Source organism: Paenibacillus sp. J22P51 (assembly GCF_059692215.1).
On record NZ_JCAUAZ010000010.1, the window covers coordinates 116,702 to 134,420 of the forward strand.

Here is a 17,719-nt window from a genome sequence, read left to right on the forward strand (position 1 = left end):
ACATGTATTCAGGGCGGTCTTTTGTCGGAATGTGTCGATAAACTCTAAATATTCGATAAAACAGTGGATTTGCGCTCGTTTATTCGAAGGGTCTGCCTTCCAAACGAAACATAATACAACCCAAGAATAACAAGCTGCGAACCCGCCAGAACGAAGTACATATTGCTAAAAATAAAGCCAGTCACGCTGCCGAATAAAGGATTCCAGTTCGGAATCACTGCCGATCCCAGATCGACAAATTTACCGTAAATGGAGATGGCGATGCCTTGCCCAATGAAATTGGCCATGGACATCATGCCCATCCCGACGCCAACCTGATCGGTAGGCAAGGTTCTCGAAATCGAGTTGGAGATCGCAATTGTGATGAACGATTGACCGACGTTTCCGAGAAGGAGGAAGGCTGAGATGTACAGTGGGGAGCTTCCAGTAAACGTCGATAATAGAATGAAACAGGCGAGCAGCAAGCTGGAAGCGATGTACACGACGAATGAATTGCCTTTGGCATCAGCAAGCTTGCCCCCACGACGGCCAAATAAGGCAGAAGCAACAGCAGCAGGCACCATAGCGAAGCCAATCCAGACGGAGGGCAGATGCTGAACATCGGATAGCAGGAGCGGGCTGAGCACATAGAGTGAGCAGCAGGTCCCACTGACGAGGAACGAGATCGTGAGTCCGAGTGTGTATTTTCGATTGTGGAATAGCACTGGCGCGATAAAAGGCTCCCCAGCGGTGCAAATACGCGCGATGAATAAGCCTAGAGCAGGAAGTGCGCCAAGCACAAGCCAGATGTTGGTCGTCACGCCGAGCAAGAGCAAGGCGATGGTGATGGCTAGCAATCCGCCGCCAAGCCAATCGAATTTGCCAGCTGTACCAGCAGGCTCATTTCCCAAATATTTGCGGTAGAAGGGGAGCGACGCCAAGACGAGCAGAGGCACAGCGAATAGCCAGCGCCAGTGCAGCGTGCTTATGATCAATGCCGCGATAACGGGGCCAAGCGCATTCCCGAAAGCGAGGCCGACCGCGGTCATACCGAGGGCTGCACCTCTCCGTTCCGGCGCAAAATAGCGCAGGGGTATGATCATCGCAATCGCGGGAATGACCGCGGCACCAGCAGCCTGTAAGCATCGGCCGACGAGCGCCATGCCAAAGGTGTGAGAGGTGAGTCCGAGCAATGAGCCTAGTGCGAATAAGAGGAGCCCGAAGGTAACTAAATCTTTTAACCTGTATCGATCAGCTAGCTTACCATAAGTGACGGAGCCAATGGCGTAAATCAAAATATAAGCCGAAGAAAGCCAACTCACTTGGCTAATCGTCAAGGCGAATTCCTGGCTTATCTTAGGGAGAGCGATGTTGAACATAATGCCGCTCATCATGGAGAAGGTCATCGTGACCATGAGTATTCGCATTAGTTTGTCACCAACTTGAAGCGGTGCTTTCGTTGTCATGAAGTTCCACATCCTTATTTGAAATGACTGTCAGTACTTACTGACATGTAGGCGAGAAAAAAACTAGGGCCGTAAAGCCCTAGCAAATAATCTAACACTCTCTTGAACGAATGGTGTTAAGGTGATGCCGGGATAGCTTTTATTACTATCGAGATCGTTCATGAACGCCCCGAAATGCATCATTATGAATGAAAAGGCATGAAGCTCGGGATTCGTTGTGACGATTTTCCCCTTCGCGGACATGTCGATGAAATAGTTGGTCAAAATCTCAAGAAGCTGTTGAGGATGCTTCTGGGTACGAGCGCGAAAGCCGGGCAGCTGGCCTTCATCTTCTTTGAGAGAAATTTGAATCATTTTCCGATTCCTATTCATGATCTCGTGATACGTCGTGGTAACTAGGAGGAGATCCGTCTCCAAATCCCAGACGAGCTTCTCGGCAAACAGCTTCTTCATCTCTTCCGCATAATGATAGCGGTCGAAGGCAGCTTCGAGGAGCTTCTGTTTCGTGCCAAAGTGACGGAATAGCGTCTTCTCGCTGAGGCCCGCCGCAGAAGCGATTTCCAGCGTCGTTACTCCGTTGTAACCTTTTTCCGCGATTAAATGGAGCGCTGCTAATAGCAGTTTATCGCTGCTTCCCATCTTGCTGCCGTCCATAGGGTATCCCACTCCTAAATGAAATGTCAGTACTCACTGACATTTATGATATAGGCGTTTGGAAGGAAAGTCAATAATGGTTTCTGATTAAGTTTTCTACGAGCAGGCAGTGAAAAAAACAATGCTCATAAATGGACATGAAGAATCCGAATAGGTTAAAAAAAGTGCATGAGTTGATGGAGAAGCCTATAACAACGGGGTTCTCTTTATTTGTCTCCGTCGATTTTCGAAGCAACAATTGGTCATTGTCACGGAAGAGGCGGTCATGTACGATCGGATATGTGCAAGCCATCAAGACGCACCTTACAGAAGGATAGGAATTTTTTTCATAGTCTTTATGATTGATAGAATGTGATCGGGAGGATGAATTCATGAAGAAGGTCAAAAAGAAAGTGAGTATGCTGTTAGCTGCTAATTTGCTTTTTAGTCTGGTAGCTACATCTGTTCCACTTTTTGAAAGCGCAACCAATCATGCGGAAGCCGCAGCGGTGAATTTGATGACGAACGGAAGCTTCGAACAAGCGGCCACGGCCACGGATACCAATTGGAGTAGCGTGAATGCTCCTGTAGGTTGGGGGCTCTGGATTCCGACTGGAAGCGGGAAAGCTCCAAACAAAACCGTTAATGTAACACTGGATTCAACGTCCACCCATGAAGGAAGTAAGTCTGTTTACTTTGATGCATTTGCAACAAGCAGAGTCTCGGTCAATCAGACGGTAACAACGGTGACCGCGGGGAAATCCTACCGATTGAAAATGTGGTTGAAGACGGAGAATGTGACAGGTACTGGCGCATACTTCAGAACGCAATTTTATAATACAAGCAAGGTTGGAGACGGACCTTCAACCCCCAAATTGTTAGGTACGAACGATTGGACGATGCAGCAGGTTTTTATGACGATCCCAACGAATGCAACCAAGTTAGTGATCGAACCATTTCTTGAGACCGGTATGGGGAAAGTTTGGTTCGATGAAGTAAGTCTGGAGGAATATAACGGAATCACAGGGATAGCTTTGGATCCGGCTGCGCTGTCTATGACAAAGGATACAACGTCTACGCTCACAGCGGTTCTCACTCCAACGAACGCAGTGGACAGAACTGTGGTATGGACTTCAAGCAATCCGGATTCAGTCACCGTGGACAGCAGTGGCAATGTGACTGCCGTAGGGGTTGGGATGGCAACGATTACCGTTGCGACACCAGATGGGACGATATCCGCTCAAAGTACAATAAATGTCGAGTCAGCAGAAATGGTAGCATCGTACAGTGCGCTTCGACAAAAATGGAACGATAAATTAACGGGAGGTGGCCTGTTCAATCCTGCCGATTCGGATATGGCTGCTAACCTTTCTAAACTGGCAGACAGTGTATCAAATGCAGCTCAAACGGGCTTTTGGAATACACTAAATAAAGCTGGCAATCGGACAAACGTATGGAGCGATTTGGCGAGCACAACAGATTCGAGCCAGATTAGCACGTCTTACGGTCGTTTAAAGACGATGGCCTTAGCCTATTCCATGCCGGGTACTCCCTTATATCAGAACACCTCGCTGCGAGATGATATCGTAAGCGCGATGGATTGGATGTATACGAATCGATATAACGAAAATAAGAGTCCATATGGAAATTGGTGGGACTGGGAGATTGGAATCCCGCAAACATTAAATGATCTCATCGTCCTCATGTACGGGCAATTGACACAGGGGCAGATCACCAAGTATATCAAGCCGATTGATAAATTTTGCCCAGATCCGAAGGTGGGTTCCGTTCTAGGTGTCAAAGGAAGCAAAATGACCGGAGCTAATCTGCTGGATAAAGCACTCGTTGCTACGGTTCGGGGTGTGATTGGAAAAAACAGTGCAAAGATTATACAAGGACGCGATGCTATGGGTCCTGAATTTGTTTACGCTGATCATGGAGATGGCGTTTATAAAGACGGCTCTCTTGTTCAACATACGAATATCGCGTATACGGCGGGATACGGAGCAGTTTGGTTAAGCCGAGCGGCAGATATGACGTACTTGTTAAACGGATCCCCTTGGCCTGTAACAGATCCCAACGTTAATAACGTATACAAATGGGTGTCAGATACGTTTGAGCCAGTGATTTATAAAGGTCTCTATATGGATATGGTTAATGGCAGAGGCATGTCGAGACAAGGCTCAGGCAGTGCGAGAGGAACGATCACCACGTTGCTTCGCTTAGCTGAAGGGGCGCCAGCAGATGTGGCGTTATCCATTAAGCGTATGGCGAGCGAGTGGATTTTGTCGGATACGACATATAGTAATTATTTCGATGGATTACCTGTTTACGAGTTGAGTCTTGTGAAAAATCTTTTAAACGATGCTTCGATTCAGCCTAGAGGTGAATTGATCAAAAATCGGGTATTTTCCGGCATGGACCGGGTTGTCCATTTGCGAGAGGGGTACGGTTTCGGAATCAGCATGTTCTCCAACCGAATCTCGGCATTTGAAAAGGGGAATAACGAGAATTTAAAAGGCTGGTATACGGGAATCGGGATGACGTACCTGTACGATCAAGATCTCAGCCAGTATCGCAATGATTTCTGGCCGACTGTAGATTCATTTCGTCTGCCAGGCACGACAACAAACGGCTCTGGTAAAGGCGTGACACCAGGCGAATGGACATCGTACATGAATGCGAAAGAGTGGGTGGGAGGATCAACGATTGATGGGCTTTACGGCGCGTCAGGAATGGATTTTTCCTTGTCGAAAGTGACCGGAAGCGACCTGCAAGGCAAAAAATCGTGGTTTATGTTCGATGATGAAATCGTCGCATTGGGCGCAGGTATTTCGAGCAGCAAAGCCGGACCGCAGCCGGTTGAGACGATTATCGATAACCGCAAGTTAAGTGATGCGGGCGATAATGTGCTCACTGTGAATGGAACTGCCAAATCAAGTCAGCTCGGTTGGTCGGAAACGATGGAGAACGTCAAGTGGGCTCATTTGGCTGGAAATATGCCGGGGGCTGACATTGGCTATTATTTCCCAGAGACGACAAACGTATATGGACTGCGCGAAGCAAGAACCGGCAAATGGAGTGACATTAACAGCGGTCAATCGGCAAATCCAATCACTCGGAATTACTTGAGTATGGCCTTTGAACACGGGGCAACGCCTTCGAATGCATCATATTCCTACGTGATGCTGCCGCATAAAGACACACAGGCTACCGCGCTTTATAGCAATGCGCCTGATGTTGAAGTATTAAGCAATACGACTGATGTACATGCGGTTAGAGAGAAGAAGCTCGGTATTACAGCTGCGAATTTCTGGAATTCAGGTACAGTTGATTTTATTACAGCACTAAATCCTTCTTCCGTCATGGTAAAGGAAAACGAATCCGAGTTAAGCATTGCCGTATCCGATCCAACACAAAAGCAAAGCACGATTACGCTTGAGCTGAACAAGGCTGCATTATCGCTTGTACGCAGCGATGATACGGTTACGATTGTACAAACATTACCGACGTTAAAGCTCCAGATTAACGTAGCAGGTTCAGTAGGCAAAACGCATGTCGTAACCTTCAAGAAGGATACGACAGCTCCGAGTACGACAGATAACGCAAAGTCAGATTGGCAGCGAAATGCCCAGACAGTGACATTGACTGCAAACGACGAGGGCAGTGGCGTGCAGAAGACGTTCTACAGGCTAGACAAGGGCACGTTTACAGAAGGGAATATCGTTACAATTGCAGAAGATGGGAAACATGAACTTCAATATTACAGCATCGATAATGCTGGCAATCAAGAGTCGGTCCAAACAGCGATTGTCAAAATCGATGCAACGGCTCCCGTCATCGTTCCAACTGTTTCGATGGTTGTATACTGGACGGCTGGCGGCAGCCTGAATTTCGATATTTCTGATCCTGTAAGTGGAATAGCAGGGAAGTCGCTTCAATTGAACGGTAGTGAAGTAAGCCTGCCGTACACGTTCAGTCCCTTAAGTCTGACAATTGGCGATCATCCCGTAGTTGTTACGGCAACGGATATGGCAGGGAACGAAACAAGAATCGCCTATACGCTAAAAGTAGTGATGGATTCAGGCCACTTGGATGAATTGGTACAATATGCGTACCAGCAAGGTTGGATTACCAACCAAGGCGTATATAACAGCTTGCTGGTCATGATTGATGATCTTCAAGAGCATTTGAATCATACACAAGTAAAAAATGCATTCAATGCGCTGGAAAATCACATCCGTGCTCAATCAGGTAAAAAGATTGACGCAGCATTTGCTGATAGGCTGTTAAACGCTATTGCTTTTTTAAAGTCATAAGTTGAACAAGTTCCTGGAAACAAAGATCACCCGACTTTGTCTGTAAGACGAAGTCGGGTGATCTTTATTCCCTTGAAGACTTGATTTTATAGGTGTAACCGATTAAAATGCTCATTATTCAATGAATGAGGTGATTGCCATGCGCAAAATACTTACGAATTTGTGGAAGCGTTTTTTCCGACGCAAAACGATCTTTCGCAATATGGTGACCCTATCCTTGTTTGCTGCCATTATTCCCGTTCTCGTCGTTGGGATAGGGAGTTATTTATATTCAGCCTCCGCTGTACAAAGTGAAGTGAATCAATCGAATGTTCGGATCTTAAATAACGTATCCTCAACCATCGATTCCACGTTAGATCGCCTGCAAAATAATGCGATCCAAATGTTGCTAGGTTCATTTTTTAGTTCCAATTTGGTGGAATTGAAGAGCACGAATTACACGGGTTTTTACTCAGGGATTTCACGTGAATTATCTGCACTCATCAATGGTAACAAAGAAGCTAGCGATGTTGCTGTGTACGTGCCGGATGAAGGCTATTTGATCTCTCCGATTTATGGGGGGAGACGAATTGAGGGCATGGGGGAACGTGAGACGCTCCTTAGAGAGCTTGCTGTGGATGATCAGCTCAAATGGGTAAGCGGACCCTACCCTTCCTTACCTGGCTATAACGACAATGGCGTTACGTTAGTTGCCAAATTGCCACTACTTGCTAAACAGCCCATCGGGCTCATGTTTATTCGTATTAATGAAGATCTCTTTAAAAACATTATGAAACGTTTTATAAGCTATAAAGGTGAACAAATGTTCATTTTGGACGAAAAGGGAGCACTTGTTACCTCGATGGGGGGGAGTGATGTTCCTCCAGGATTATTTGATCGCGTTGCTCAACAGGGTTCCGAACAGCGTTTCCAGTTCGCCTTTAAGGGAACCGAATATATGGTGACCCCGATTACTTCTTCTTTAAATAAATGGCAATATATCAATATGGTTCCGATCGATCAATTGAATGCGAAGTCCAATGGGATCAAATTAATAACACTGATCATTGTTCTCATATGCTTGGTGTTAGGAGCACTCATAACGCTATGGGGCACACGTCGTGTATATCGCCCTATTCAGAATCTTGTCGCTTATGTCAAAGACGGACAAACGGATGAAGTGGAAACCGATGAAGTGGGCTTTGTACATAAACGATGGGCAGAGCTAAGTAACACGGCCAATGACATGCAGCAGCAGCTCAGTGACCAGTTGCCGCTCATTCGCGAAATCTTTGCGCTTCAGCTCTTGCAAGGACGTTTTCTCTATTATTCCGAGGAGCAGTTAGCGGCCATGCTGCGAAGGTACAACGTGCCTGCAGATAAGGAAAGCATCGTGATCGTAATTGCTTTCGATTTGCAGTCAGAAGGCAAGGTGCGTTTCCAAGAAAATGACCGTGAGTTAATTGTATTTGCTGTGAAAAATATAGCAAGTGAACTTATACAATCCCATGAGATGGAAGGTATAGGCATCAATCTGCTGAATGATCAGGTTGCTGTGTGGCTGTATAGGGATCCGCTGCAAGCGGAAGACGATGAGTCCGACATCAAACAATTTGCCGAGAGATTGCGGCTGCTTGTATCTGACTATTTGCATCTGCAGGTTACGATTGGGCTTAGTGGAAAAAGCGAGCAAATTAGCGAGTTGCCTGAATTATACGAAGAGGCGTTGCTTGCGGTTCGTTCTCGTATCATTGTTGGCGGGAATCAAGTCATAGCCCATACGAGTGGTAAAAGTCATTCAGACATGCATTATCGGTATCCGTTGGAAATCGAAACTCATTTTGAGAATTCGCTGCAGCTTGGCGACCGTGATGAAGCAGTCAGGATGATGGATGAGTTTGCCAAATCGATGGGTGCTGCGATTCAGAAGCCTGAGCTCATTCAAATGTCGTATTATCGACTGCTAACTGCTGCGATTCGCACGGCCTACATGCTCGGATTGGATACAGCTCAATTATTTGGCGAGTCGAATGAAGATCCGTATCTTCATATCCGCAATATCAGTACGACATACGAACTGAATGCCTGGTTTAAAGAGCAATTGGTCGAGCCCATTGTTGCTTATGTGCATGGCAAGCAGCATCAGGAGCATGAGCAGTTAATTGCGAAAGTGGTTCGGTACATGGAGGAGAACTATCATTTTGATTTATCGTTGGATCAATGTGCACAAATTTGTGGATTGAGTCCGCAATATTTAAGCAAGTTGTTCAAAAAGAAAAAGGATCTCTCCTTTATTGAATATTTGACCAAGGTAAGGATTGAGAAATCCATTGAGTTGCTTCGTACGACCGATTTATCGGTTTCCGATGTGGCTGAGCGAGTGGGGTATCAGATGAAGAACTTTATTCGGGTATTTAAAAAGCAAATGGGTGTGACACCAGGTCAATTCCGTGGATCAGACGAGGAAAATTAGAATGCCCAAAAATCGTTATATGGATTCATTATGAAGCGAAAAATGAGGAAAATAGGAAGAGAAACCGCGTAGTTACGGGGTTTCTCTTTTTTTGTCTTGAGGGAAAAGCGTGAATAAGAATTGGTCATTGTTCCTAGGACTTACGATCAGGTACGATCATTTCAAGCAAAACAACGAGATGCCAACGTAATAATGAGAGGTGATGACATTGTCACATAGTCAGGTGGAACAAATTCAGAAAGTAATCCCGAGTGGACTCGAAGAAAGAAAGACATCTAAGAAATCATGGGTACACGAGTGGCAGGTCGCGCTAAAGCGTGACAAATATCTATATCTATTGGCAGCGCCAGGATTACTATTTTTCCTCATATTCAAGTATGTACCGTTATGGGGATTATTGCTTGCTTTTCAAAATTACTCTCCATATTTAGGTTTCTGGGGTAGCGAATGGGTTGGATTGAAATACTTTCATGAGTTTTTCACGAATCCCGATTTTATGGTGTTGTTTCGAAATACGATGGCGATCTCGCTTCTAAATATCGTGTTTTTCTTCCCCATTCCCATTGTGGTTTCCTTATTGCTGAATGAGGTGAAGAGTTTACCCTTTAAGAAATTCGTACAAACGGTCATCTATTTGCCCCATTTCTTATCATGGGTTATCATCGTCGGTATTTGCTTCCTAATATTGGGTCAAAGCAGTGGGGTTATTAATCAATTAATCGTTGAGTTCGGTGGGCACAAGATTGAATTCCTATCGGAGCCCAATTATTTCTGGGCCATGCTCACGGCTCAAAGTATCTGGAAGGAAGCGGGTTGGGGGACGATCATTTTCCTGGCTGCCCTTGCAGGGATTAACTCAGAGCTCTATGAAGCAGCGCAAATTGATGGTGCGACAAGATGGCAGCAGATGAGGAATGTCACGATTCCCGGTATTAAAAGCACGATTATTGTTTTGTTAATCCTACGTTTAGGTCAAGTCATGGATGTAGGCTTTGAACAAATATTCCTTATGGCAAGCGGACCTGTATCGCAGGTGGCTGACGTATTTGATACGTATGCCTACCGCGTTGGTATTCAACAAGGTCGGTTCAGCTATGCCACGGTTGCTGGGTTGTTCAAATCAGTTGTAGGACTCATACTGGTTGTTTCTGCAAACCGTGTAGCCAAGAAGTTCGGGGAGGAGGGACTTTACTAATATGGATAATCAGATAGGTTCTAAGATATTTAATGTCCTAAACTATACGGTATTAACGATTATTGGACTTGTTACACTACTGCCCTTCATTTACGTTGTGATCATTTCATTTACCGATCCTACGGAGTACTTGACGAAGTCGCTGGTCCTGATACCTGAGAAATGGAGCTTATCTGCCTACGAGTATATCTTCTCCACGAACGCATTCGTTCATGCGATGGGGATAAGCGGAATACTCGCTGTGTTCGGTACCTTACTAAGCTTAATTGTTACAAGTGCGCTAGCCTATGTGCTCTCACGCAAACGGTTGAAAGGGAAGAAGTTCTTTCTTGTTGCGATACTAATGACAATGTTGTTCAATCCCGGCATGATTCCGAACTACTTGCTTGTTGATAGCCTTGGTTTAATGGATTCGATCTGGGCGCTCATTTTGCCAGCGCTGACCAGTGCATGGTATGTCTTCTTGATGAAAAACTTTTATCAGGAGATCCCAGATGAGCTAGAGGAAGCAGCAAAAATGGATGGTTGTTCGGATATCGGTGTGTTCTTCCGTATTATGCTGCCGATCTCTGCCTCAGCCCTTGCCGCTTTCGGGTTATTCTACGCTGTAGCGTATTGGAACACGTACTTTAGTGGCGTACTTTACATCAATAGTGACAACTTGCGTCCGTTGCAGGTACTCCTTCAAATGCTGCTCATTTCTGCATCGCAAATGGCTGATCCTTCGATGGCTGCTATGTTGGAAAGTGAACGTACCGTGCCGCCACAGGTGATCAAGATGGCTGCCGTTGTAATCTCCTCTTTACCGATAGTCATGGTGTATCCGTTCTTACAGAAATATTTTGTTAAGGGTATGATGGTTGGTTCCGTGAAGGGGTGAGAGAACTGTACGGAGAGGGGTGATACAGGCAGGGAAGTATTGGACATGCAGGTTGATATTACGGATTGTATAATAAGCATATAAACGGGAGGTCTTTACATGAAACCAATGGTTAAAAAATTGGCAGTACTCTTAACAGCAACGGGGCTAGTCGCTTCCTTAGCGGCTTGTGGTAAAGCGAATGAAGCTGGGTCAGCAAGTTCAGCAGCGAGTTCAACTGCAGCATCAGCTAAACCTGCGGCACCGGCGGATATTTCCATTACGACACTAGCTTTCGCTGCTGCACCTACAGGTGAGTTGGAAGCTGTGAAAAAGCTAAATGAGAAGCTAAACGTCAATCTAAAGTTAAATTGGATTCCAGCAGCCCAAATTTCAGAGAAATTAAATGCACTTCTTGCTTCCCGCGATTTACCCGATGTTCTATTCGTAGAAGATTTTAACTTAACGCCTGCCTTCTTGAATGCGATTGATCAAGGCGCTTTCTGGGATCTAGGTCCTTATATTAAAAACTATCCTAATTTAGCTAAGTATCCAGAGAACGTATATAAGAATGCTTCTTTGAAAGGTAAACTGTACTCCCTTCCACGTGTAAGACCGTTGGATGGTCACGAGTCCATGCTAATCCGTAAAGATTGGTTGGATAAGCTAGGCTTACAACAACCGAAAACGATGGATGAGCTAGCTACTGTTCTTGAAGCCTTCGCACAGAAAGATCCAGATGGCAACGGCAAACCTGATACCTACGGTGCTGTCATTCCAGGATCACCTGGACCTGCTAGTTATCTGCTCTCGATGTTTGGCACGGGTACGAAGTGGAAAGAAGAGAACGGTAGTCTAATCCCGTATTGGTATACACCACAAGCCAAAGATGCGTTAGCTTTCTGGAATAAATCATTTAAAGCAGGCGGCATTCTTCCTGATTTCCCAGTACTCAAGGCAGCACAAATTAAAGATATGCTCGTTCAGGGTAAAGCGGGTGTAGCATTTGCCAACGTGATTGATGCTTATAAATATAATTTGGAATTGCAAAAGGTAACTCCGCAAGCGAACCTTATTGCTGTGGAACTACCAAAAGCACCAGATGGCAAGGCCTATTATGAGCAAGCAAGTGGTTATTATGGACAATTCCTGATCAATAAGAAATCGGTTGATGAGGCGAAGCTGAAGAAAATCCTAGAAGTCTATGATTATACAGCTTCGGTTGAAGGGTATAACCTTGCTACTTACGGCATCCAAGATGTTGACTATAAAGTGAAGCCTGACGGAAGCGTTGAGCAAACCGAAGAAGGTAAGAAAAAAGGATATTCCGGTGATACGACAGGCCAATGGGTAACCGGCTACTTTGATAAATATTCGAGAGCAAAAATCTCGGGTATTCCGACGGATGTTTACGAAGCCAATAAAAAAGTGGTTGATGCGATTTCCTCTATCACAGATCCGACTTACGGCTTAATGAAGTCAGCGCCATTTAAGGAAAAGGGAGCAGACTGGGATAAAAAGCTGAACGATATGATGGTGAATGTGGTTTTTGGCAAAAATACGCTTGAGGATTGGGATAAATTGGTGAAACAGTTCAAAGATGATCCAAGCTTCCAACAGCATCTCAAAGAAACGAACGAGTTCTACAAAGAAAAATCCAAATAAGTCTGATGAAATGAAAGGACCCGATCGTGCCTGTTGATGGCGTGATCGGGTTTCTTTTCAAAAAGAAGGGTGATCCTTATGGGTACACAAGAGTTGAAGTTATGGTATCGGGGGCCCGCAGAGAAGTGGGTAAACGCTCTTCCAGTAGGGAATGGCAAGTTGGGAGCGATGGTATTCGGAGGCGTAAAGCAAGAACGGATTCAGATCAATGAAGATTCCCTCTGGTATGGCGGACCCAAGAAGAGGGAGCAACCTGACGCCTATAAACATCTTGAGGAAATTCGCAGGCTTATGTTCGAGGGTAAGCCGCAGGATGCCGAGTATTTGGCGCGTATGGCGATGACACCGGGGCCCAAATACTTTGCCCCCTATCAAACGCTAGGTGATATAAACCTTTATTTTCGACAATCAAATGGGGAAACCGCCAACTATAGGCGTGAATTGGATTTGCCGACGGGGATTGCTAAAACTTTTTATACCTTGGACGGGACGACGTATCAAAGGGAGATCTTCGCAAGTGCGATTGATCAGGTGCTTGTTATTCGTTTAAGCTCGGATCGCCCTGGAGCAATCAGCTTCTCAACGAATTTGAGCCGACGTCCATTTGAAGGCACGTCAGGTAAAGAAGGTGCGGAAAGCATTGTTATGCAAGGGCAATGCGGGCCAGATGGGGTTCATTATGCGACGGTTTTGAAGGCCGTAGCAGTAGGTGGGCACGTGCAGATTATTGGCGACTTCATTTCCGTGGAAGCTGTAGACAGTGTTACTTTGTACGTGGCTGCTGCAACAACGTTTCGACATCCCGAACCGCTCGTCGTGTGTCAATCTCGCATAGCAGCAAGTGTAGTCAAAGGATTTGAGGCTGTTCGAGAGGACCATGTGAAGGATCACCGTTCGTTGTTTGAACGTGTTCAACTTGAAATTGAAGATCCAGATCATCATGTTGCGGTAGCGTTGCCGATAGATGAACGGTTATGTCGAATCCAAGAAGGCTATGCAGATCACGGACTCATTTCGTTATTCTTTCAATATGGCCGCTACTTGCTTATGGGGAGTTCGAGACCAGGCTCATTGCCTGCCAATTTGCAAGGTATATGGAATGAGAGTCACACACCGCCATGGGAAAGTGATTATCATTTAAATATTAATTTGCAGATGAATTATTGGCCGGCTGAAGTGTGCAATTTGGCTGAATGTCATGAGCCAGTATTCGATCTGATGGATCGGTTGCTTGAGAACGGGCGGAAGACAGCTAGGGAGATTTACGGCGCCAGAGGCTTTGTGGCGCACCACGCCACGAATCTGTGGGCGGAGACAGACATATGCGGCATTTATGTGCCTGCCATTTTCTGGCCGATGGGCGGGGCATGGATGTCCTTACATTTATGGGAGCACTATCGTTATGGCAGGGATCGGGATTTTCTAGGTGCAAGGGCGTACCCGATTATGAAAGAGGCAGCACTGTTTTTCCTTGATTTTCTCATTGAGGATAAGCAAGGTCGTCTTGTCACGGTTCCTTCGCTTTCACCGGAAAATACGTATCGATTACCAAACGGCAATGAAGGGGTCCTTAGCATTGGACCGTCGATGGATTCGCAAATGATTCATACCCTTTTTGCTGCTTGTATAGAGGCGGGGACGGTTCTAAATACGGATAAGGAATTTCTAGAGGAACTAGAACAAGTAAGGAGGCGATTACCAGAACCCGCGATTGGCAAGCATGGCCAATTAATGGAATGGGCAATTGATTATGAAGAAGTGGAACTCGGCCACCGTCATATCTCACATTTATTTGCCCTGCATCCAGGTGAGCAGATTACTGTACATCATACACCAGAGTTAGCCGAGGCTGCTCGACGGACGCTAGAGAGGCGGCTTGCACACGGAGGCGGTCATACAGTGTGGAGCCGCGCATGGATCATCAACTTCTGGGCGAGATTGCATGATGGCGAGCAAGCCTATACCAATTTGATGGAGCTGCTTAGTCATTCTGTGCATACGAATCTACTTGGTGACCATCCCCCTTTCCAAATAGATGGCAACTTTGGCGGTACAGCGGCTATCGCAGAAATGCTCCTGCAATCCCACAGGGATGAAATCTTGCTTCTGCCAGCCTTGCCGAAAGCATGGCGTCATGGCCGAGTTAGCGGCCTGCGGGCGAGGGGCGGTTTCGAGGTTGAGATTGGGTGGCAAGATGGTCAACTTATAGAAGCAGTGCTACATGCTACACAGGATGGCTTGTGTACAATCCGCAGCGAATCACCCCTTGTGATCAATAGGGAGGAAGGGGATGGGCTGATGGTGAACTTTATAGGTGGTTCGGTGTATTCCTTCAAGGCAGAGTCAGGAACAAGGTATTTGGTTCGATGCGCAAATAGAGACTTTTCAATTCCTTCTATATCAAAATAAGGAGAGAAAGAAATGGTAAAGAAACCAAGCCTCAAGTTCGTCGTCTTAACAGATACCCATATTAAAGCGAGTTTAGAAGGGACTGAAGCCCAGAATTTCGACAGGGCTCTCAAGGATATTATAGCAACTTCCCCCGATTGTCACGGGATCATGCATGTTGGTGATATCACGGACAATGGGGAGCGAGCGGAATTCGAGATCATGGAACAGATTTGGAAAGCTAACATGGAGGGGCTGCCGCCAATCTATTTTACTTACGGCAATCATGATGTGCGCTGGAAAGATCTTGATAGGCAGATGTCGTTATTTACAGAGCATACGGGGATTCAAAATGCCTACTATGATTTGTGGTTGGAAGGTTATCATTTTATATTCCTTGGCACAGAAATTGGCTTGAAAGACTGCGCTTATTTATCAGAGACACAGCTCAAGTGGTTGGATGAAAAGTTGTCCGAACATGAAGTGGCGGAGAAACCGGCATTTATTTTTGTTCATGAGCCCCTATTGAATACGGTTGCAGGGTCCCAAAGTGAGTTTGGATGGAACGGGATCAGGCAAGACGCAGAATTAAAGATGATTCTAGCCAAACACCCGCAATCCATTGTATTTACCGGTCACACGCACTGGGAGCTGGGCGCCAGGGAGACGATGTACAACAGGAAGTATGCAACCCTGTTTAATGCGGCTTCTGTCGCTTATTTATGGACGGATGACGACGTCCTGAAAGAGGGCTCACAGGGATTTTTCGTTGAAGTCTACGAGGACAGGGTTATTGTAAAAGGAAGAGATTTCTCCTCGAAATCGTGGGTACCTGATGCAGAATATAGGGTAGAACTGCCAGTGACCATTCCGGTGGTGGATCTGACGGTAGATCCGGATTGTACGCTCCGTAATCCTGCCATGAATATGAACAAATCTGTCTTTCAGCCATATGAACAAATTGAGGTTACGTATGAGGGTTCGCTAAGAGAAGATGCCTTCGGCATTTATCTAAGAGGAGCTAAACCGAGTGAGACTGAACCGATTAGTCCTATTGTCTCCGTGCAGACCAAAACGTTCAGCCAGCCAGATGGCAAGTTGATTTTCAGTGATCTGGATCTTCCAGTGGGCAGTTACGATATGATTTATTTGGGTGAAACACTGAATACGGAACTCACTCGTTTGCCTTTCGATGTAGTGGCAGACGGATGCGCAAATAGTGTTCATATAAAATAGAGAGTCAAATTTATTACGTGTGAGGAGCAATATAGAGATGGCAGTTTCCTTAGAAGAAGCAGTAAAGGTCGTTCCCACTCCACGCCAGTTGGCTTGGCAAGAGATGGAGTTTTATGCGTTTATTCATTTCGGTATGAACACGTTTACGGGGAGACAATGGGGATTAGGTGACGAGGATCCTCAGTTGTTTTATCCAACGGCTTATCATGCTGCACAATGGGTCGAGTCCTGCCGTTTAGCAGGAATGACAGGCGTCATCCTGACCTGTAAGCATCACGATGGATTTTGTCTCTGGCCAAGTACTTACACGGATCATTCGGTCAAATCTACCACATGGCAGGATGGGCAAGGGGATGTCGTAAGAGATGTAGCTGAAGCTTGTCGTGAGCAGGGATTGAAATTTGGTGTTTATTTATCACCTTGGGATCGGCATGAACCTAGTTATGGGGATTCCCCAAGATACAATACTTATTTCCAGAATCAATTAAGAGAACTTCTTACGAACTATGGTGAAATTTTTTGCGTTTGGTTTGATGGTGCTTGCGGTGAGGGGCCGAACGGTAAAATGCAGGTATATGATTGGGAAGCTGCTTATCGAATTATTCGCGAACTGCAGCCTAAGGCTGTTATCAATATTTGTGGACCTGATGTTCGTTGGTGCGGCAATGAAGCCGGTCACACACGCGAATCGGAATGGAGTGTAGTTCCTGATGCTCGATGGAATATCGAGGAAATTGAATCGGAATCGCAACAGGAAGATGATGGTACTTTTTCGCAAAAAATAAATGCAGAAACAGAAGATTTGGGGAGCCGATCTGTTTTGGCGGAAGCTAATCGAATGATTTGGTATCCGGCGGAAGTGGATGTATCGATCAGACCCCAGTGGTTCTACGATCCTGTTGACGATGATAAGGTGAAAACTGTCGATGAATTGATTGATCTATACGAGAGTACAGTTGGCGGTAACAGCGCACTTCTGCTGAACATTCCACCGGATCAACGTGGGCTCATTCATGAGACAGATGCACGGCATTTGCGTGAAATTGGGCAATGGCTCCGGGCAACCTATGGACAGGATCTAGCTGAAGGAGCGCACGTGTGGGCTTCTCAAACCAGGGATACAAGTGTTGATGCGGGGAATCTAACAGATGGTCGGTCCGATTCGTATTGGTGTCCTCAAGAAGGAATTGAGCAGGCTGAGCTTGTCATTGATCTGGGTAAGGAATTGACGTTTGACCGTATCGTATTGAAGGAATTTATCCAATTAGGACAACGGATTGAACGCTTCCAGCTGGCCTACAAACAAGGCGATGAGTGGGTTTACCTTTATGAAGGTACCGTTGTTGGGTATAAGAAGATTTGCAGCTTTCAACAGACGAACGCAAGATACATTCAGTTGAAAGTGATCGAATCACGTATCCATCCTACATTAAGCAGCTTCGGTGTGTATTGCAGCAAATAAGGTAAGACGAAGTATAGCCCGACATGGCCATTGTGGACAAAGTCGGGCTTTCTTTGCGTTGAGGC

10 protein-coding genes are annotated in these 17,719 nt (G+C 45.9%); 8 read left to right on the top strand and 2 right to left on the bottom strand.

Going from position 1 to position 17,719, the window contains the following annotated elements:
- Window positions 1-44: 44 nt before the first annotated feature.
- The gene (locus tag AC58QC_RS20775) at window positions 45-1,445 is read right to left on the bottom strand and encodes an MFS transporter (protein WP_497416980.1); all 1,401 of its coding nucleotides are present in this window, start codon (window positions 1,443-1,445) and stop codon (window positions 45-47) included.
- Between the two features lie 63 nt (window positions 1,446-1,508).
- A complete protein-coding gene (locus tag AC58QC_RS20780) occupies window positions 1,509-2,099 on the bottom strand; it encodes a TetR/AcrR family transcriptional regulator (RefSeq protein WP_497416981.1) in 591 nt (196 codons plus the stop codon).
- A gap of 371 nt (window positions 2,100-2,470) precedes the next feature.
- Here AC58QC_RS20780 and AC58QC_RS20785 point away from each other — a divergent pair, with 371 nt between their 5' ends.
- The 8 genes from AC58QC_RS20785 (at window position 2,471) to AC58QC_RS20820 (ending at window position 17,654) form a co-directional block, all read left to right on the top strand.
- A complete protein-coding gene (locus tag AC58QC_RS20785; protein ID WP_497416982.1) occupies window positions 2,471-6,397 on the top strand; it encodes a polysaccharide lyase family 8 super-sandwich domain-containing protein in 3,927 nt (1,308 codons plus the stop codon).
- A 139-nt stretch (window positions 6,398-6,536) separates the two neighbouring features.
- Window positions 6,537-8,849 carry an AraC family transcriptional regulator gene (locus AC58QC_RS20790; RefSeq protein WP_497416983.1) on the top strand — a complete coding sequence of 771 codons (2,313 nt, stop codon included), beginning with the start codon at window positions 6,537-6,539 and terminating at the stop codon, window positions 8,847-8,849.
- A 202-nt stretch (window positions 8,850-9,051) separates the two neighbouring features.
- Window positions 9,052-10,044: an ABC transporter permease gene (locus AC58QC_RS20795; RefSeq protein WP_497416984.1), complete on the top strand. Its 993-nt coding sequence runs from the start codon at window positions 9,052-9,054 to the stop codon at window positions 10,042-10,044.
- A gap of 1 nt (window position 10,045) precedes the next feature.
- Entirely contained in the window at window positions 10,046-10,924 is an 879-nt protein-coding gene (locus tag AC58QC_RS20800; RefSeq protein WP_497416985.1) for a carbohydrate ABC transporter permease, read from the top strand.
- 99 nt (window positions 10,925-11,023) lie between these two features.
- Window positions 11,024-12,568, top strand: a complete 1,545-nt coding sequence (locus AC58QC_RS20805; protein ID WP_497416986.1) for a type 2 periplasmic-binding domain-containing protein — start codon at window positions 11,024-11,026, stop codon at window positions 12,566-12,568.
- Window positions 12,569-12,646: 78 nt separating this feature from the next.
- A complete protein-coding gene (locus AC58QC_RS20810) occupies window positions 12,647-14,977 on the top strand; it encodes a glycoside hydrolase family 95 protein (protein WP_497416987.1) in 2,331 nt (776 codons plus the stop codon).
- A gap of 12 nt (window positions 14,978-14,989) precedes the next feature.
- Window positions 14,990-16,192 (top strand): metallophosphoesterase family protein, encoded by a 1,203-nt coding sequence (locus AC58QC_RS20815; RefSeq protein ID WP_497416988.1) that lies wholly within the window; start codon window positions 14,990-14,992, stop codon window positions 16,190-16,192.
- 37 nt (window positions 16,193-16,229) lie between these two features.
- Window positions 16,230-17,654 (top strand): alpha-L-fucosidase, encoded by a 1,425-nt coding sequence (locus tag AC58QC_RS20820; RefSeq protein WP_497416989.1) that lies wholly within the window; start codon window positions 16,230-16,232, stop codon window positions 17,652-17,654.
- The last annotated feature ends 65 nt before the right edge of the window (window positions 17,655-17,719 follow it).

Coding starts and splice junctions, on each gene's coding strand:
- AC58QC_RS20820 (WP_497416989.1), top strand. CDS start 16,230: ATGGCAGTTTCCTTAGAAGAAGCAGTAAAGGTCGTTCCCACTCCACGC.
- AC58QC_RS20810 (WP_497416987.1), top strand. CDS start 12,647: ATGGGTACACAAGAGTTGAAGTTATGGTATCGGGGGCCCGCAGAGAAG.
- AC58QC_RS20775 (WP_497416980.1), bottom strand. CDS start 1,445: ATGACAACGAAAGCACCGCTTCAAGTTGGTGACAAACTAATGCGAATA.
- AC58QC_RS20805 (WP_497416986.1), top strand. CDS start 11,024: ATGAAACCAATGGTTAAAAAATTGGCAGTACTCTTAACAGCAACGGGG.
- AC58QC_RS20815 (WP_497416988.1), top strand. CDS start 14,990: ATGGTAAAGAAACCAAGCCTCAAGTTCGTCGTCTTAACAGATACCCAT.
- AC58QC_RS20785 (WP_497416982.1), top strand. CDS start 2,471: ATGAAGAAGGTCAAAAAGAAAGTGAGTATGCTGTTAGCTGCTAATTTG.
- AC58QC_RS20790 (WP_497416983.1), top strand. CDS start 6,537: ATGCGCAAAATACTTACGAATTTGTGGAAGCGTTTTTTCCGACGCAAA.
- AC58QC_RS20800 (WP_497416985.1), top strand. CDS start 10,046: ATGGATAATCAGATAGGTTCTAAGATATTTAATGTCCTAAACTATACG.
- AC58QC_RS20795 (WP_497416984.1), top strand. CDS start 9,052: ATGACATTGTCACATAGTCAGGTGGAACAAATTCAGAAAGTAATCCCG.
- AC58QC_RS20780 (WP_497416981.1), bottom strand. CDS start 2,099: ATGGACGGCAGCAAGATGGGAAGCAGCGATAAACTGCTATTAGCAGCG.